Origin of the sequence: Micromonospora sp. NPDC049089 (genome assembly GCF_040648775.1) — a bacterium.
GTDB lineage: Bacteria > Actinomycetota > Actinomycetes > Mycobacteriales > Micromonosporaceae > Micromonospora.
In genome coordinates this window covers 1-16,481 of the sequence record NZ_JBEZEH010000169.1, presented here as the reverse complement: position 1 = coordinate 16,481, position 16,481 = coordinate 1, and the positions used below count along the sequence as shown (strand labels likewise).

Annotated in this window: 17 protein-coding genes and 1 tRNA gene; 6 read left to right on the top strand and 12 right to left on the bottom strand. The window is 69.0% G+C overall.

What is annotated here, in order from left to right; genetic code table 11:
• The first annotated feature begins 164 nt into the window (after positions 1-164).
• Positions 165-1,088: a hypothetical protein gene (locus AB0B48_RS24895; protein WP_357205547.1), complete on the top strand. Its 924-nt coding sequence runs from the start codon at positions 165-167 to the stop codon at positions 1,086-1,088.
• Between the two features lie 24 nt (positions 1,089-1,112).
• On the opposite strand, the gene AB0B48_RS24890 is transcribed toward AB0B48_RS24895, so the two are convergent.
• From AB0B48_RS24890 to AB0B48_RS24870, 5 genes are all read right to left on the bottom strand, one after another.
• Positions 1,113-2,159 carry an NlpC/P60 family protein gene (locus AB0B48_RS24890; RefSeq protein WP_357205544.1) on the bottom strand — a complete coding sequence of 349 codons (1,047 nt, stop codon included), beginning with the start codon at positions 2,157-2,159 and terminating at the stop codon, positions 1,113-1,115.
• Between the two features lie 25 nt (positions 2,160-2,184).
• The gene (locus AB0B48_RS24885) at positions 2,185-2,670 is read right to left on the bottom strand and encodes a poly-gamma-glutamate biosynthesis protein PgsC/CapC (protein ID WP_355005071.1); all 486 of its coding nucleotides are present in this window, start codon (positions 2,668-2,670) and stop codon (positions 2,185-2,187) included.
• Positions 2,667-3,944 (bottom strand): poly-gamma-glutamate synthase PgsB, encoded by a 1,278-nt coding sequence (gene pgsB / locus AB0B48_RS24880; RefSeq protein ID WP_357205541.1) that lies wholly within the window; start codon positions 3,942-3,944, stop codon positions 2,667-2,669. Before pgsB ends, AB0B48_RS24885 begins: the two co-directional genes overlap by 4 nt.
• A gap of 2 nt (positions 3,945-3,946) precedes the next feature.
• The gene (locus tag AB0B48_RS24875; RefSeq protein WP_357205538.1) at positions 3,947-6,151 is read right to left on the bottom strand and encodes a HAMP domain-containing protein; all 2,205 of its coding nucleotides are present in this window, start codon (positions 6,149-6,151) and stop codon (positions 3,947-3,949) included.
• A 155-nt stretch (positions 6,152-6,306) separates the two neighbouring features.
• Complete coding sequence (locus AB0B48_RS24870) at positions 6,307-7,518, bottom strand: CapA family protein (RefSeq protein WP_357205535.1); 1,212 nt, start codon at positions 7,516-7,518, stop codon at positions 6,307-6,309.
• 217 nt (positions 7,519-7,735) lie between these two features.
• Here AB0B48_RS24870 and AB0B48_RS24865 point away from each other — a divergent pair, with 217 nt between their 5' ends.
• Positions 7,736-9,118, top strand: a complete 1,383-nt coding sequence (locus AB0B48_RS24865) for a glycoside hydrolase family 6 protein (protein ID WP_357205533.1) — start codon at positions 7,736-7,738, stop codon at positions 9,116-9,118.
• 110 nt (positions 9,119-9,228) lie between these two features.
• On the opposite strand, the gene AB0B48_RS24860 is transcribed toward AB0B48_RS24865, so the two are convergent.
• Entirely contained in the window at positions 9,229-10,461 is a 1,233-nt protein-coding gene (locus tag AB0B48_RS24860) for an MFS transporter (RefSeq protein ID WP_357205530.1), read from the bottom strand.
• A gap of 203 nt (positions 10,462-10,664) precedes the next feature.
• Between AB0B48_RS24860 and AB0B48_RS24855 the strand changes: the two genes are divergently transcribed.
• Positions 10,665-11,315, top strand: a complete 651-nt coding sequence (locus tag AB0B48_RS24855) for a CGNR zinc finger domain-containing protein (protein ID WP_357205527.1) — start codon at positions 10,665-10,667, stop codon at positions 11,313-11,315.
• A gap of 163 nt (positions 11,316-11,478) precedes the next feature.
• Positions 11,479-11,554, top strand: a tRNA-Arg gene (locus AB0B48_RS24850).
• A gap of 28 nt (positions 11,555-11,582) precedes the next feature.
• Here the strand turns inward: AB0B48_RS24850 and AB0B48_RS24845 are convergent.
• The 3 genes from AB0B48_RS24845 to AB0B48_RS24835 all read right to left on the bottom strand — a co-directional run bounded on the left by AB0B48_RS24845 (position 11,583) and on the right by AB0B48_RS24835 (position 14,142).
• Positions 11,583-12,155 (bottom strand): hypothetical protein, encoded by a 573-nt coding sequence (locus AB0B48_RS24845; protein ID WP_357205556.1) that lies wholly within the window; start codon positions 12,153-12,155, stop codon positions 11,583-11,585.
• Positions 12,156-12,342: 187 nt separating this feature from the next.
• The gene (locus AB0B48_RS24840) at positions 12,343-13,617 is read right to left on the bottom strand and encodes a hypothetical protein (protein ID WP_357205524.1); all 1,275 of its coding nucleotides are present in this window, start codon (positions 13,615-13,617) and stop codon (positions 12,343-12,345) included.
• 15 nt (positions 13,618-13,632) lie between these two features.
• Positions 13,633-14,142, bottom strand: coding sequence for a SigE family RNA polymerase sigma factor (locus tag AB0B48_RS24835; protein ID WP_357205553.1), 510 nt, complete (start codon positions 14,140-14,142; stop codon positions 13,633-13,635).
• Positions 14,143-14,415: 273 nt separating this feature from the next.
• Here AB0B48_RS24835 and AB0B48_RS24830 point away from each other — a divergent pair, with 273 nt between their 5' ends.
• Both AB0B48_RS24830 and AB0B48_RS24825 read left to right on the top strand, forming a co-directional pair.
• The gene (locus AB0B48_RS24830) at positions 14,416-14,586 is read left to right on the top strand and encodes a hypothetical protein (RefSeq protein WP_357205521.1); all 171 of its coding nucleotides are present in this window, start codon (positions 14,416-14,418) and stop codon (positions 14,584-14,586) included.
• A gap of 27 nt (positions 14,587-14,613) precedes the next feature.
• Positions 14,614-14,802, top strand: coding sequence for a hypothetical protein (locus AB0B48_RS24825; protein WP_357205518.1), 189 nt, complete (start codon positions 14,614-14,616; stop codon positions 14,800-14,802).
• Positions 14,803-14,854: 52 nt separating this feature from the next.
• Here the strand turns inward: AB0B48_RS24825 and AB0B48_RS24820 are convergent, their stop codons facing one another.
• The 3 genes from AB0B48_RS24820 to AB0B48_RS24810 form a co-directional block, all read right to left on the bottom strand.
• Positions 14,855-14,998, bottom strand: coding sequence for a hypothetical protein (locus tag AB0B48_RS24820; protein WP_357205515.1), 144 nt, complete (start codon positions 14,996-14,998; stop codon positions 14,855-14,857).
• 122 nt (positions 14,999-15,120) lie between these two features.
• A complete protein-coding gene (locus AB0B48_RS24815; protein WP_357205550.1) occupies positions 15,121-15,717 on the bottom strand; it encodes an ATP-dependent Clp protease proteolytic subunit in 597 nt (198 codons plus the stop codon).
• Between the two features lie 139 nt (positions 15,718-15,856).
• Complete coding sequence (locus AB0B48_RS24810; RefSeq protein WP_357205512.1) at positions 15,857-16,354, bottom strand: helix-turn-helix transcriptional regulator; 498 nt, start codon at positions 16,352-16,354, stop codon at positions 15,857-15,859.
• Positions 16,355-16,481 lie beyond the last annotated feature (127 nt).

Sequence of the window (16,481 nt, the reverse complement as noted above, 5' to 3'; positions counted from 1 at the left end):
CCACCAAAAACCCGCCGGCCGCGGCCGCCTTCCCCCGCCCCCGGCCCGCCCCCCGCCCCCCCGGGGGGGGGGGGTGGGGGGGGGGGGGGGGGGGGGCCGGGGGCCCCCCGGCCCCCCCGGGCCGAGCCGGAAGGCACCCGGGGGTGATCGGATAGCCTGCACGGGTGCGTACACCGCTTCCGGCCGCGGGTTCAACTCGCCGCGGGCTGATCGCCGCGGCGACGCTGGCACTGCTCGTTTCGGGGGCGTGCGCCGACGCCCAGCCGACATCCGAGCAGCAGCGAGGGCCCGATCCCGAGGTGCTGATCGATGAGCTGACCGCCGGCCTATCCCGGGACAACCCCTACCGAGACCCGGACACGGAGGAGCGGGCGGCGGCCCGGCGGGCAGCGCGGTCGCTGGTCACCGAGCCGAATGCCGCCAACGACCTGGATCAGGTCTTCGGCGACCTCGGCTTCCGGGCCCATCATGGGACGGACCCGGTCACCGACCGGCCGTTCGCGCTCTACCTCGCCGATGGGTCGGACGATCGTTCCTGGGGCGCCGTGCTGGTGGACCGGGGCACCGCCCCGCGCACGGTGATCGAGGTGCCGCACCCCGGCTTCGACATCAACACGGAGAAGCTGGGCCTGGCCGTCCACCGGAAGACGCCGGGAAGCGTGCTGCTCGTCGCCGGGGCACACCGGCAGGCCGCCGACAGCGACGCGGACGTCGCCCACAACGACCGCTCGCTGTTCCACACCCTGGCGACCGAGTTCGCCAGGAACGACCTCGACCAGATCCAACTGCACGGCTTCGCCGACCGGAACCTGCCCACGTCCGACGCGGTGGTGTCGACGGGGTCGGCTCCGGTGACCCCGGTGGCCCGCCGGATCGCGGACGGCCTCTCCGGGGCCGGGCTGAACACCTGTCGGGCGTGGGTGCGGAAGTGCGGCCAGCTTGAGGGTAAGACCAACCAGCAGGGCCGGGCCGCGGCGGAGCTGGAAGCGGTCTTCGTCCACCTGGAGCTGAGCTGGTCGGTCCGGCGGGACGCCGAAGCCCGCGGCCGTGTCGCGGACGTGCTCGCGGCGCAGCTCGCCGTGGCCTGACTCGTTGCAGGGTCGCCGTCGAGGTCAGATCCGGCGGGCCGTCCGCCAACGCAGGGCCCAGTAGCCGGTGCCGTCCAGGATGGACTCGCCACCCAGGTCACCCATGGTCGGGCCGTTCGCGGTGGTACGGCTCGAGATGAACCTGTGGTGTCCCCGGTCGTCCACGCCGAGGTACATGCCGGAGTGCTCGATGTTCGCGCCCTGCACCGGCCCGGCGTTGAAGAACAGAAGATCGCCGGGGAGCAGCCGATCCAGCTCCCGGGCCCGCTTGCCGGTGTTCGGCATCAGCAGGGCCCCGGGTCCCACCGAGGCCATCGCGGTCGCCCGCCGGGGTAGGCCGGGGCCGGCGTTGTTCGTGCCGAGGAGCGGGTAGCCCATCCGGTAGCCGTAGACCATGCGCAGGAAGCCCGAGCAGTCCAGGCTGCGGATGTGCGACGCCGTCGGCTTCTCCTTCTTGTCGGGGAACTCCCACGACACACCGAGGTAGTCGTAGAAGTCGGAGTTCTCGGCGCGACCGTCCGGGTCGATGTCCGACAGAGGCCCGAAGGCGGCGTCCCCGGAGTACTGCCGGCCTTTCGCGTCCTTCTTCGGCACGGCGACATAGGTGTACTCCCGGGCCACCGCCAGCACGTCGGGCGAGCGGTCGGTACGGGCCTTACGGAACCAGTCGGTGAACCACTTCTCCTTCTCGGCACCCGCCCGCCACTCCCGTGGTGCCAGTCGTACCCAGAGCTCGGCGGGGACCTTGGCCTTGGTGAACCGCGACTCGGCGAACGTCCGCTTCGGGCCGCTGATGTGCACCGTGCGGGCACCGTCGGTCATGATCGCGACGGTCTTGCCCTTGGCGTCGACCATCTGCGTCCGGTTCGGCGCGGTCAACCGTCGGTAGCTGTAGCCGGAGCCGCTGGTTACGGCGGCCTGCGCGGCCTGCGCGCCGAGGCTCAGCTCGATCGGATCCGCCGCGCTGTGCCGGGCGATGACGTAGGCGAAGGTGCTGCCGCCGCTCAGCAGAGCGAAGGCGGCGACGGTCATCAGCATGGCGCGGCTGCGGGAGTAAGTCCGGTAGTTCATGCCTGTCCCTCGTCGGTGTGGGGCCTCAGGTGACCGGCACGAAGCCGGCCACGACGCCGCTGAACGCCACCCCGTAGGTGATGACGGTGACCATGACGGTGGCCAGCACTGTCGCCTTCGGCGGCTGGCGTACGAGCTGGTAGGCGATCAGCCCCGGCGCCACGAAGCCCAGGGTCTGGTGTGCGAAGAGCAGCGGCAGGTCCCGTTGGACGATCACGAACAGAGTCATCTGGAGGAGGACGCTGAGCAGGACGATCGCGGCGAAGAGGCGCTTGCCGTAGAGGATCACCATGCGCTGCATCAGCCGGGTGAGGGCGTAGGTGACGACGGTCATGACCACGATCACCGCAGCCTGGAGCGGGTCCTCGATCAGCGCGAGCGCGATCCAGCCCGGCGTGATCATCCCGCCTGGCGAGAGGTTCGTGGTCAGATAGCAGAGCAGCGCGAAGACCAGGCCGATGCCGAGGCACGCGGTGGCCAGCTGGGCGCTTAGTTCTCCTCCGAATGTCACCGGTAGGTCCTTCCCAGGAACACGGTCTCGCCGTCCACGGCGGAAGCGCGCGCGGTCGGCGGACGGAGCATCGATTCGGCACGACTGCGGTCCTGCGGTTCCCAGCTCGGCAGGGCGGCCAGCTCGTGCAGCAGCACCTCACCCTGCCCGTGGATGTTCCCGACGGCGACGATCGAGGCATCCTCCGCCGTCACCGCCATGACCTCGCTGATCAGCCGTTCCGAGGGGAGCTTGCCGCCCAGGTCGACCACCCGGCTCTGCAACTCGGCGGGAACGTTGACCTTGGCGCTGCGGGTCATCTCACCGATCAGCACGATGCACTGCGGCTGTACCCGGCCGGCGAGCGTACCCATCTGCCCGTTCCGTTCCACCCGGTCCGGTCGACAGTTGATGACCATGGTCAACGGCTTGCTGATGAGCCGTTGCTTCTCCAGTTGCTCGATGTTCATGTACGTCGACTCCGGGTCGTTGGCGGCGAAGATGTTGGCGAAGCGGACGCGCTTGTCGCCGTACAGAACCCGGGCCACGGAGAGCACTCCCGGGTCGGGTGGGGCCGACCACATGCCGGTGAGCGCGCTGTGCCTGTCGACGCCGAGCTGTTCGGCAACGGCGAGTGCGATGGCCACGTTCTCCTTGAAGGTGATCCAGCCGAAGCCGGACATCTCCTGGTCGGTCACCGACTCGGGGTCGACCGCGATCAGTCGGCAGTTCCGTTTGGCTGCCTCCTTCTCCAGGATCGCCAGTCGGTCCTTCTCCGCGGTGATGCAGATGCCGCCCTCGGGCATCGACCGGCTCAGCGACCGGGCCACGTCGTCGAGGGTAGGCCCCATCTCGGCGAGGTGATCCTCGCGGACGTTGCAGAGCACCCCGATGGTGGACCTGATGAGCTTGCTCTGGTTGATCTCCTGCAACGCCGGCATGACCGCCATGCACTCGATGACGAGCGAATCCGGGTGGTAGACGGCGGCCCGCCGGACGATGCCGATCTGCTCGACCACGTTGGCGATCCCGAACTTGCGGTGCACCGGCTCCTCGCTGGCATCCGGGAAGATGAACCGCGCGGCGGTGCCGGTGGTCTTGGCCACCACCACCTTGCCGCCGCCGCGCAACGCGCCCGCGCAGAGTCGTGTGATCGAACTCTTGCCACGGATCCCGTTGACGAGCACCCGGTGCGGGATGGTGTCGAGGTTGCGGTTGTGGTTCCGCTGCTCGATCACGCCGGCCACCAGGAGGGCGAGGCAGCAGAGGCTGTAGACGGTGTAGAGGTAGAACATGCTCAGCCTTTCGTCGCCCGGTTGCGAGTCCCCGCCGCGTGCCGGACGCGGGCGAGGACGCTGGTCCGGTCGGCTCCCGCGCCGCGTAGCCGCAGCGCACCACCGAATCGGGCGGACCCGGTGTGTCGGACCTGGCGACAGATCTCCAGGCACATCGCGATCGCACCGATGTCGTCGTGGCGCTGCGGCGGGACGGGCAGATCCACGGTCCCGTCGGCCATCCGCTCGGCGAAGGAGCTCAACCTCCGCAACGGCCGGACGAAGATGTAGAGCTGCCACAGGTGGGTGAGAAGGGCGATGCCCACCACGGCCCCGGCCACAAGCAGGGTCCACCGCCGCTCCACCATCGTGGGCAGGCGCAACCCGGCGACGTCCTGCTCCAGCACGACCGCCCACTCAAGGTGGGCGACTGTCGTCGGCACGGTCAGACCGGAGGCGGCGACCATCGCCGGGGTACCGTCCTCGGTGGTCGACCGGCCAACAGTGCTGCCCGGCAGCACCTCGACGGCGACGCTTCGGGCCAACGCGCCCTGTAGCGGCTGGAACGCCTGGAAGCCCTCCGAGTCCAGGATCGTCCGCAGCTCGGCGTCGACGACCCGGACTCGGCCATCCACCCGACGGACCAGCCCGAGCAGGCGGTCCGGGTCGAACTCACCGACCACAGCGAAGCCGTCGGCGCGCTGGTTGAAGGCGTACACGAGCGGCAACCGCTCGGCTGTGTCGTCGAGATGGATGCCGACCTCGCCTGGCAGTGGCGCGACGGTCCGCAGCGGTTTCCGGCCCGCGCCGGCCACCATTTTTCCGTCGTGGTCGACCAGGTACAAGGCCCGCAGCCGCTGCTCGGCGGCGAGTTCCCGGTCGAGTGTCCGGTCCGCCTGCCCGAGGTCCTTCGAGGTGATCCCCTGCGAGACCCGGGAGACGGTGGTCAGGCCGTCATCCAGCAGGTGCCCGAGGGCGTTGCTGGCCTCCTCGGCCCGGCTTTCCGCATCCCGCACCAACTGCACGGGAATCGTCGGGTCGGGAGCCTGCAACGCGACCAACGTGGCCGCCGCCGGCCAGAGCATGGCGACCACCACTGCGACGGTCAGGCCCTGGAGGACGGTTGGCCGCCACCGCTGGTCCGGCGGGTACTGGTCGCCGGAGGCCAGGGCCAACGCCCGCGTGATCCGGTGCGCCTCGCGGATGCGCATCGGCGGACGGCGCCGGGTCATCACGCCGCAGGCGTCGGCCTTGGCCTGGTTCAGCAGCGCCCGGACCGGCCGGACCAGCGACATGCGCATGAGTACGAAGCTGAGCAGTGTCACGAGCAGCAGGCTGAGCCCGAGCAGCACCCCCTTGGTGCCCGAGGTCCCCGCGCTCACGTCCGCCGCGAGCAGGGAGACGACCACGAGCCCGGTCTCACCCACCGGCGCGGACGACACCACGAGCCTGCGGTCCGTCCACTCCTTGACCACCACCTCGCGGCTCTGGGGCGAGTCGGACCCGGCCAGGCCGGCGAAGACCGTCGGCAGGTGCACGGCGTCGACCGCACTGGCCCCCTGCATCAGGCTGCTCTTGCCGTCGGGTCCGATCATGTGGACGCCATGTCCCGCGTCGGGGTTGAGTCGCAGGTTCCGCATGGTGACCTGCTGGAGTGCGAGTACTGCCCGGGTGTCGTCCAGCGCTACGGCATAGACCAGCACCGGGCCATCAGCCGTGGTGGCGGCGATCGTCCTGTCGACTTCCAGCACCGGCGGTAGGAGGTCGAGCGGTAGCGCCGCGCCCTTGGCGGCGAGAGGTCGCCGGGAGGCGGTTTCCACGATCACCGCGCCGGTGAAGCCGGCACCCTCCCCGACCAGGCGGGTCAGCAGATCGGCGTCGCTCGTGGTGCCCCGGTCCTGCACGGTCCGGCTGAGGTTGGTCGCCCGGCTGCGGGCCTCGGTCTGCATGCTCGACGCCAGTTTGGACACGACGTCACGCTGGGAGTCGACGACGGCTGGGAGCACCCCGCGCTCGGCGCTGACCGCGAACCCGAGGATCGCCATGGCGACCACGAACATCGTGGTCCAGAGATAGACGAGTGAGGGCGCGCTCGTGCCGGCGGGAAAGGACGCGGCCGGCAACTGCTGGTCGAGCGCCCGTCGCCTCCAGGCCAGCAACTGTTCATGATCGTCTGCGGGCCCAGCCGTCGACTGCCATGGCGCGTACTGCGCCGACCTGCCTGACACGAAACGACAACCTTCCCCGTGGAGCTACTCCCTGGACCGCTGCCTGTCCAGCTCGTCACCCCAGGCGACGGCCGCAGGCCGCCGCGAATGCTAGCAAGGCGCGTCACCACGAGATCTGTGACGATTTCGTCTTTGTGTCGGCTCAGTTGCGGCTGTTACTTGCGCGGCACTCCGCGTACCACCAGGCCTGCGGTATCGGCGGCCCTGGTTAAGAGGTTGCCTTCGATCCGCTCGACCGCGGCCTCGTAGATCCGGCGGCGCCCTGGGGAGAGGGCCGGATCCGCCAACGCCCGCTCAAGATCGACCAGACGGATGTTCGGATTCAGATCAACGAAGGTGGGGATCGCCTCGATGGCCACCACCTTCCACCTCTTCGTCTCGCCGGCCGGACCGAACGTCACCCGGGTCATCGCGCCGTCACGGTTGGCGTTTACCGGCTCGGCGTGCCGGGCGATCTGGTTGCCCATCCCGTAGACGATCCAGGTGTCGCCGATCCGCTCCACCGGCTGGACGACGTGCGCGTGATGCCCGAAGATGACGTTCACGTCGTCGATGGCGGCGATCTGACGGGCCCAGGTCTGCTGGTCGACGTCCGGTTCGTGCTCGTACTCGGTGCCCCAGTGCAGGCTGACCACCACGATCTCCGCGCCGGCTTCCCGGGCCGCCGCCGCGTCCCGCCGAATGGCCTTCACGTCGATGAGGTTCGCCACCCACTCCTTGTCGGCGGGCGGGCGCAGACCGTTGAAGCTCTTGGTGAAGCTGATGTGCCCGACCTTCACGCCCTTGGCCCGATAGATCTTGACGGTGCGGGACTCACGCTCGGTCCGGTAGCTGCCGGTGTGCCCCAGATCCGACTTGTCCAACGCGTCGAGGGTCCGCTTGACGCCGTCGTACCCCTGGTCGATCGTGTGGTTCGAGGCGGTGGAGCAACCGTCGTACCCGGTGGTCTTGATGCCCTTGACCACCTCCTGCGGCACGTTGAACTTCGGGAAGCCGATGTAGGGGCCGCCCGGCGGTGCCAGCGGGGTCTCCAGGTGGCACAGGGCCAGATCCGCGCTGGAAACGGTCTCCCGCACCGGCGCCAGCATGGGGGCGAAGTCGAACTCGCCGCCACCGTCGCGCCGGGCCTGGTCCCACAGCTCGGGGTGCAGCAGGATGTCCCCGGCGCCGAGCACGGACACCGTCCGTCCGGCCGCCTTCACCGGGGCCCCCAAGGGGCGGGGCGGGTCTGCCGGCGCGGGAGATTCGACGGACCAGGGTCCGAGGACATAGATCGCCCCGACCCCGACCGCCAGTGCGACCACGCAACTGAGGATCGCCCGTAGCGTGCCGGAGAACCCGCCGCTCACCTGAGAATTGCTCGCCACCGCGACAGGCTAGTACGCCTTGCCCGTCGCCCGCTGAGGGGTTGGCCCGCTGTCCCCCGGTCGATCAGCGACCTCGACAGTCGGAGAAGCCGGCGGGTTCGTCGTGCAGACCCTGAGCGAGCATGCCCGCGCATCTTGGCAGCGGCACGCGCCTCCGCTACCGTGGGAACGCTCCCATGAACTTAGATACATCTATGTGATCTGGAGGCAACACGTCGTGGCTATCCTCTCCTCGCTCCGCCGCAGATCGGCGGCTTTCAGCGTGGCGGCCGTCGCGGGCGCCACCGCCGTCGGCGTCTGCCTCGCCGTCAGCAGCGCCTCCGCGGGCACGCTGTCCGGGTCGCTCTACCGTGACCCGAGTTCGGCCGTCGTCCGCTGGGTCGCCGCCAACCCGGGCGACTCGCGTACGGCCGTCATCCGGGACAAGGTCGCGAGTCAGCCGCAGGCGCGCTGGTTCGCCAACTTCAACCCCTCGACCGTGCAGTCCGAGGTCTCCGGGTTCATCGGCGCCGCCAACGCGGCGCAGCAGATCCCAGTCCTGGCCGTCTACGAGATCACCAACCGCGACTGCGGCGGTGCCAGCGCCGGTGGGGCGCCCGACCTCAACCAGTACCAGACGTGGGTGTCGAACTTCGCCAGGGGACTGGGCAACCAGACCGTCATCATCATCCTGGAAACCGACTCGCTCGCTCTGCTGACGTGCCTGAGCAGCGCCGAGATCAACGCGCGCAACGCGGCGATCTCGACGGCCACCCGGACCATCAAGTCGGGCAACCCCAACGCCAAGGTGTACCTCGACGGCGGCCACTCCACCTGGAACAGCGCTGGTGAGACGGCAAACCGGCTCCGGGCAGCCGGCGTGCAGTACGCCGACGGCTTCTTCACCAACGTCTCGAACTACAACTCCACCTCCAACGAGGCGAACTTCGGTCGGGCGGTCATCTCCGCTCTCAACGGCATGGGGATCTCGGGCAAGCGCCAGGTCATCGACACCAGCCGTAACGGAGGTGCCAGCGGGGACTGGTGCGGCGACGACAACACCGACCGGCGCATCGGGCAGTACCCGACGACCAACACCGGCGACGGCAACATCGACGCGTACCTGTGGGTGAAGCCGCCGGGGGAGGCGGACGGCTGCCGCTTCACGGCCGGCTCGTTCCAGCCCGAACTGGCCTTCAGCCTGGCCAACGGCGCGCCCAACCCGCCCACCACCACCCCTCCGACGACTCCTCCGACGACTCCTCCGACGACGCCGCCAACCACCCCGCCAACCACCCCTCCGACGACTCCGCCGACCACGCCGCCGGCCGGTGACGGCTGCTACGCGTCGATCGCGGTCAACCAGTGGGCTGGCGGTTTCACCGCGAGCGTGACAGTCACCGCCGGCAAGTCGGACATCAACGGCTGGACCGTGACCGTCGCACTGCCCAACGGCACTGTCACCAGCGCCTGGAACGCGCAGGTCAGCGGCACCAGCGGATCCGTAGGGTTCACCAACGTGAGCTACAACGGCCGTGTCCTCGGCCGGCAGTCGACCAACTTCGGCTTCCAGGGCACCGGCACCGGCCCGGGCGTGTCGGCCGACTGCGTGACCAACTGACAGCAGTCGATGCGGCGGCCCGGCGCGGAGGACCACTCTCCGCGCCGGGCCGTTCCTCGCCACCCCGGTCGCGCTCGCGCCCCCCGTAGTCGTCGGGGACGCCGCGCCAGCTAGGTCCGCACGCTGGTGGCCGGTGGCTTCTCGGCATCCCGACCACTGGCCGGTCGCACCGACCAACTGCTGTAGTTCCTCCCTCTCCTGCGGGACATCTCGTGGCCGGCGAGCAACGCGATCGCCACGGCTGTCAGCAGGCCACCGAACAAGGGGATGACGCGCACCCCGGCCGTCGCCAGCAGACCCGCGCCGATCAACGAGCCGGCCGCGAGGCCGAAGTTGAATGCGACGCTGAGGCTGGCCGACGCCATGTCGGTGGTCGACGGGGCCACCTGCATGACGCGGTGCTGGATTCCCGCGATCAGCGAACTGAACGACATCCCCGCCACAGCGAGCAACGGGATCGTCACTACCTTGCTCGCGCCAGCTCCGTAAAGGCCGAGCATCGCGGCGGTGAGGAGCCCGAGTAGAACCAGCACGACACCGAGCGGAAACCGGTCGAGGACCCGGCCGACCGCCCAGGTCCCGGCGACGCCGAACGAGCCCTGGACGAAGAGCAGCAGGCCGAGAGATGCTGCGGCGAACCCGCTGACGTCGAGGAGGAAGACCGTCATGTAGGTGAACGCGCCCATGGCGCCGGTGACCGCGAGGACGGTGGCGGAAAGGAGCACGACGAAGCGTGCTCGGTCCGGCATCGGCCCGATGTCGCCGGCACCCTGTTGCGGTGCGACGCTCGGCAGGAGCAGGGCGACCGCGACGCAGGTGACGAAGCCGAAGACGGCCATCGCGACGAAGGCGGCCCGCCACCCGGCCTGCCCGCCCAGCCAGGTGCTCAGCGGCACGCCGAGGACCGGGCCGAGGGCGTTACCGATCGACAGCCGAGCCACGATGCGACCGCGGATGTTCGCGGGGAACATCGATATCGCCACCGGAAACACCACAGCCCAGAAGACACCGTTCGTGGTGGCGGACACCAGTCGCGCGGCGAGCAACACCTCGTAGGAGGTTGCGAAGGCCGACACCGTCGTCGCCGCGGCGAACACACCGAGGGCACCAGCGAGCAGTGGGCGCCGGGGTACACGCCGAGTGGCCCGGGTCAGCGGGAGCGCCACGATCATGACCACCACGGCGTACCCGGTCACCAGCAGGCCGGCCTCGGACCTGGAGCGTCCCAGGTCCGGAGCGATCAGGGTGAGCAACCCGATCGGAAGAACCTCGGTGGTGACGTAACAAAAAGTGGCGGCGGACAACGCGGCGAGGGCATAGACCGCGCGTCGTTGGGGTGCCATTGGCTACCTCCCAGATCCCGAACGTCGATAGATGATTCCGGCTAAATGGATTTTGACGGTAGCATAGACGAGTGGGCATCCCTCGTTGTTCGGCCGCAAGGCGTTGTTGTTGCGCCGATGCGTGTGGCCAAGCGTGGCGCACCAGCTCACGAACTGGACGGGCGTGAACCGCCGTCGATGCTTTAGGTGGTAGCCTCGCTGGTATGCCACTCGACGTGTGCCAGCTACCGATGGTCGGGGGGCACCCCGTGCTGGATCTGGTCAACACACTGGAGCGCGGCGGCACGTCGCCGCACGACTTCCTGTCCGACAGCTCCGCCCTGCTGCGTTGGTCGGTCCAGGTGGGCCTGATCAGCGACGCGGAGGCCGACCAGGTTGGCCGCGCCTGGGGCGACGAGCCGGCGGCGGCACACGCGGGCCTGGCCGCGGTGCGGGACATCCGCGAAGGGCTGTATCTCGTGATGCTCGCGGCGATCACCGACGCGGACGACGGCGCGGCGGGCGACCCCGTCGCGGCCGGTGCCGCGCTGGTCGGGCTCCACCAGCGCTGGTCCGGCGCGGCCGCCCGAGCGAGATTCGTGCTCGACTCGTCGCAGGTACGGCTGGTCTACGGCACGGTGCCGGCCATGTTGGTGCCCGACCGGATCGCCGAGGCCGCCCTGGACCTCATGGTGGCGGCCGACCTGACCCGGGTGCGCCGCTGCCCTGTGCTCGAAGGTGGCTGCGGCTGGCTGTTCCTCGATCGGACCCGCAACGGTTCCCGCCGCTGGTGTCGCATGGCGGACTGCGGCAACGCGGTGAAGGCGCGACGGCTCACCGAGCGTCGCCGCGCCGCCCGGCCCGCCAGTCCGTGAGTCTCCGCCGGCAGCGGGCGGCTGCCGCCCTCATGTCGGTCCCCCTGGCGTTCCGCCGGGGGTGGCCCTGTGCTGGGAGAAAAGGTGTCCGGGTGGCGGGGTGAACGCAGGCCGCTCCCTGCCACCTCAGCTGGACGCCCGGGTCGCTAGACTGAGCCCTCGCGCCCCCGTAGCTCAGGGGATAGAGCATCGGTTTCCTAAACCGTGTGTCGCAGGTTCGAATCCTGCCGGGGGCACCAGGTCAGAGCCTTGATCATCGATCAATCATTACCCTTGCGCGACTTCCGTGCCCGATCGGGTGGTGACGCTCGCGTTGGCATGTCCGAGCCGACGGGCAGCGACGAGCACACCGTGAGAGTCAGCTACCCAGCTCGCGTGGGTCGCCCGCAGATCATGCGGGGTCACGTCGTCGAGTCCGGCGGCGACGGCCTGGACGAAGCGGCGCCGCCAGCCATAGGCCAGCAGCAGGACCGGGACCCGGTCGCCGAGTTCGCAGTGTGCGGCTAGACGGCCGACATCCTCGACGGTAAGGATGCGCGGATCAGCCTCCGGTATTCGGGGCAGCCGCACACCACGGCAGGGAGTCGACGCGATCATGTCGTTGTCGACCGCCGAGGCCATGACTTGAGCCAGCAGCCGAGACGCCTGCCGCGTTTGCGAGGCGCTCAGCGTTTGCGACAGTTTGCCGACCCACTTGCTTACGGCGATCGGCCGGAGCATCGAGAGCTGGGTACGGCCGAGGTGCGGCACGATGAGGCGGTCCAGGACCGAGCGGTAGCTGTGCACAGTCTTGGGTTTCCGCCCTGACTCACTGCACGACTTGCTTGGGCTTCGTGTGATTACCTACTTCCCAGACGGCGACCTCGCTGCTGCCGTGATCGAGCAGGAATTCGACATCGATAGAGGCTCTCTTGACAGGCGAGCACGGGCGTTCAAGCGCCGCTCGGGCACCTCGCTCGGCAAAGCACGCGGAGGCACTGGTGCCGGGCCTGCCCTGCTCGGGCGGGCCCGGCACTTTCTGGAGCAGCTATGAGCTGACTCGTTGCCAGCTCCGATCTGCGGCAAAGGGACGGTACGACCACACTTGTTTTCCGCTTGTGGTCGTGACGGTTACCTGCACGATGCCTTCGCGGACTTCCGCCTTCTCGATACGGGTGACTCCGTTGACGCCCGACCGGAGAACCTCCGAGCCGAGTGGGTAGTCCCCATCGTGCCGGAAGGATTGCAGGGTCTGCGACGTTTCGCCGCTAGGGGACCGCAACGTGAGGATGGCGAACGTCGCTTCGCCGTCGCTGGCGTTGACGAAGGACACGGCGCCGATCGTAACTGTGTAGTGGGTCGTGCCCTTGCTGGGGTCATCGCTGTTGTTGTACATGTTGACTTTGCCGGACCCATTCACCATCGGCACGCAGTAAGCCGACTCGCCGGATCCGTTGGGCTTACGGCGGCTCACGAGGAGGCCGGTGTTGCGGAAGTCGACCTCGTGGAAGTCCTTGGATGGCTTCTGGAAGGTGGTCGGACCGTCCACCTGACGGAAGGCGCTGTTCCGGAACGCATAGCCCCGCACCTGTCGCTCGCAGGGCAGCCACCCGTTGGTCTGGTACGGGCCATAGGCGGCGAGCCGGACGACGCCGTTATCGACTGTAATTGCCTCGCGGGAGAACGTCGCGGCCACGTTGGGAGTGTCCGCCGAGTTGATGACGTATCCCAACGGTGTCAGTGCGCCGTCCGAGGCGACCTTCAGCGCCAGCAACTGGGTAACGTTCAGCGACTCATCGTTCTGGCAACGGATGGTGGTGAGTTCCTCGTCGCCCGGCACGCCATCGAGGTCGGCCTTGATGGGATCCAGCTCCCCGATGACCAGTTTCGCGCCATCCGCCAGCGTCGTCGTACCGTGGACAAATTTCCTCGTTCCCTTCGCCTTGCACCCGTCGTCTTCCCAGCCAGGGAACGCCGGGAGGGTGAGGGTGGCATTGCGCAGATCGGCCGATGCTGGAGCCGACGATGCTGGAGCCGATGACGGGGCGAGCGACAGAGTCGGACTGGCCGGTTCGACGGGGTTGGCGGATCCGATCGCATCGGGTGGCGAGTTGTTGCCCCGTGGACTGGCGGAGTAGGCCGTGATCGGCAGGGCGATCAGCAACGCACCGGCCACGCTGAATGCCGTGAGGTGGACTCTCCGCCGGAACGCCACCTTGTGACGGACTGCGGGGGCGCCCGGGGCGGGCAGGTGGGAGGAGCGCTCTGTCGCGTCGAATTCGGTGAATGCGTCGCTGATGAGGTTGTCCAGGTTGTCAGACATAGGTTTCCTTTCCGGTCATCCCTTGAGGTGCTCGGCGAGGGCGGTTCGCCCGCGGCTGAGCCAACTTTTTACCGTGCCCTCGGCCACGTTTTCCTGCACAGCGATTTCCGCGACTGACAACTGGCCCAGGTAGTGCAGAACGACGGCCTTGCGAAGCTTCGGCGGTATCTTGGATAAGGCTGCGACCAGCGCCACGCGGTCTGGCGACGGGCCGTCGTGATGTTCTTCCCGCTGGCGGCGCAGGAATATCGCGGACGTCTTCTGTCGCCGGAGCCTACTGGTGGCGAGATTCCATGCGACCCGGCGCACCCAGGCATAGGAGTCGTCGTATTGCCTGATCCTGGCCCATCTGGTGTAGGCGCGGCAGAATGCCTCTTGCACCAGGTCCTGTGCCTCTGCTCGGTCACCCAGGTATGCGTAGAGCTGGGACCTGAGGACGTCGAACTTTGTCGCATAAAATTCGTCGAAATCGCGCTGGTCGTCTTTTGTCGAGGCTCGAGGTGCGGCCGCGGCTGCGGTCATCACTGCGGTCACGTTTCCTTCCTCCCGTGGTGCCACCCTCGTGGGCGAGCAACACGAACACGTGCGGGCCCTCCCGTCGGTTGCATAGGTCTTTCCGGTGCCGCCCGCGCTCCGGCGGCAGGGTTGGCATTTCAGGCCGACGGCGTGTCAAGAAACCCCGCCGAGTGGGCGGCCCGCGGCTCGGGCCACGACAGTCGTGGTCCCGCGTGCACAACTCCGGTCCGATACATTGCCGCAGGGTGTCGGCTAGGTGAACGAGCCGGCATATCTCGCTGAATGCGACGCCTCGAGAAGGACTTTCCCGCCTTGCGGAACGAGCTGGCTACCAAGGAGAAGCAGCTGCGCAGCGAGATTAGCGCGGTGGGCCAACGCCTCTATGACTATTTGCTGTCGCCGGAGTCCGACCCGGTCGACGGCTTCGAGACTGCAGAGCAACGAAATCGTTGACTGGGAGCAGGCGCACCCGACCTCGATATGGAGATCAGCTGGCGGCGAATGAACGGTGTGCACCCCGAGGAGCGCGACGACGGCCTCAACGAAGCGGAAGCGATCGCCATGCGCGACCAGTTCCACGCGCAGCTGACCCGCGAGCTGCGTCGGCTTGACGCCCGCACCTGGCTCGCTCACCATCGATGCCCACGGGTCAGCGGCTGCGCGCTCTAGCACCGCACCATCCGGGCCGGCCGATCACGACCGGCCGGGGCGGTGGGGCGACTCAGGCGGCGTAGATGAGCTTGACGCCGTCCAGCCCCAGGGCGGCTGCCCGGGTTCCGCGGACCCCGCTGTTGAGGTTGCGCCAGCCGTTGTTGCTGGCGGCCTCGTGCACGTAGCCGTCGACGACGTTGTAGATGTGCTTCACCCCGTCGAGGTTCAGCGCGGCCAGCGCGGTGCCCTGCGCCCCGTGGATGCCGGTCCACAGGTTGTTCCAGCCGGCGTTGCTGGGTGGTGTGGTCGGGCGGTACCGCGACCACCAGACGTTGATCAGAGCGTCGGCAGCTGTTCGGCTCGGGTGACCACCTGGTCGATGAGGCCGTACTCCCGGGCCTGCTCGGCGGTGAACCACCGGTCCCGGTCCCAGTCCCGCTGGATCTCGTCGAGGGTCCGTCCACTGTGTTGGGCGATGAGCTCCTGCATCGTCCGCTTCACGTGCAGCATGTTCTCCGCCTGGATGGTGATGTCGGCGGCGGTTCCGCCCATCCCGCCGGACGGCTGGTGCATCATGATCCGCGAGTGCGGCAGCGCGTACCGCTTGCCGGCCGCACCCGCGCAGAGGAGGAACTGCCCCATCGAGCCGGCGAACCCGAGCGCCAGCGTCGCCACGTCGTTGCGGACGTAGCGCATCGTGTCGTAGACCGCCATCCCCGCGCTCACCGAACCGCCCGGCGAGTTGATGTAGAGGTAGATGTCCCGGTTGTCGTCCTCGGCGGCGAGCAGCAGGATCTGCGCGCAGATCTGGTTGGCCGACTCCTCCGTCACCTCGGTGCCGAGGAAGACGATCCGCTCCCGCAGCAGGCGCTCGAACACCTGGTCGCCGAAGGTCGGCTGCCCGCCGTTGAGCATCTGTACGCCGTACCCCATCATGTGCCGCCGCCTTCCGCCGTGCCGGCGGGCGGTGGGACCACCCGGTGGACCGGCCCTTCCAGCGTGCCGGCGGTCGCGACGGCCAGCCCACGGATTCTGCCGCCGGCAGATCCGCCGACGGCAGAACCGGCGCGGCCTACGCGGCGGTCAACCGCCGCGCGCCGACCGGGGCCGACCCCCTGCCAGCCAGGCAAGGGGTACGCGGGCCGGGGCGCGAGCCACCAGCGGAGACCGTCACGCCGACCCGCATGGTCGGCTCGCCGGCCCTGGGCACCCGCTGGAGGGGCAGCCCGCCGCCGAGCGGACCCACCAGAAGGGTGGCATTGCCGATCTCCCGTCGGACCGCCTCGACAGGCTCCAGGTGGGTCAGCGCGGCGCGGGGTGCCGCCGGGAGACGGGGTTCGACCCGGCGCATGTCGTCGCGGGCCTCCCCGAGCAGGTCGGCGAGGCTGATGCCGAGCGCCCGGCAGATCGCCGCGAGCACCTCCGAGGAAGCCTCCTTGCGGCCCCGCTCCACCTCCGACAGGTAGGGCACCGACACGTCGGCCGACTCGGCCACCTCGCGCAGCGTGCGGCCCTGGCGCTGGCGGTGGCGACGCAGCACCCCGCCGATGACTCGTCGCAGCAACGACATGCCGGCCTCACTTTCGCGGTCGTCGTCGGGAACACCCTCATCATGCCCGTCCCCGGCCGTTAAGGCCGACCCGTCCGGGCCCGCGTACCCCTTGCCAGGCTGGCAGGGGGTCGGCCCCGGTCGGCGC

Bases quoted from the DNA above. Each gene is read 5' to 3' on its own strand.
- AB0B48_RS24890 (WP_357205544.1), bottom strand. From the start codon at position 2,159: ATGAACTACCGGACTTACTCCCGCAGCCGCGCCATGCTGATGACCGTC.
- pgsB (WP_357205541.1), bottom strand. From the start codon at position 3,944: ATGTTCTACCTCTACACCGTCTACAGCCTCTGCTGCCTCGCCCTCCTG.
- AB0B48_RS24860 (WP_357205530.1), bottom strand. From the start codon at position 10,461: ATGGCACCCCAACGACGCGCGGTCTATGCCCTCGCCGCGTTGTCCGCC.
- AB0B48_RS24855 (WP_357205527.1), top strand. From the start codon at position 10,665: ATGCCACTCGACGTGTGCCAGCTACCGATGGTCGGGGGGCACCCCGTG.
- AB0B48_RS24840 (WP_357205524.1), bottom strand. From the start codon at position 13,617: ATGTCTGACAACCTGGACAACCTCATCAGCGACGCATTCACCGAATTC.
- AB0B48_RS24830 (WP_357205521.1), top strand. From the start codon at position 14,416: ATGCGACGCCTCGAGAAGGACTTTCCCGCCTTGCGGAACGAGCTGGCT.
- AB0B48_RS24825 (WP_357205518.1), top strand. From the start codon at position 14,614: ATGGAGATCAGCTGGCGGCGAATGAACGGTGTGCACCCCGAGGAGCGC.
- AB0B48_RS24815 (WP_357205550.1), bottom strand. From the start codon at position 15,717: ATGGGGTACGGCGTACAGATGCTCAACGGCGGGCAGCCGACCTTCGGC.
- AB0B48_RS24810 (WP_357205512.1), bottom strand. From the start codon at position 16,354: ATGTCGTTGCTGCGACGAGTCATCGGCGGGGTGCTGCGTCGCCACCGC.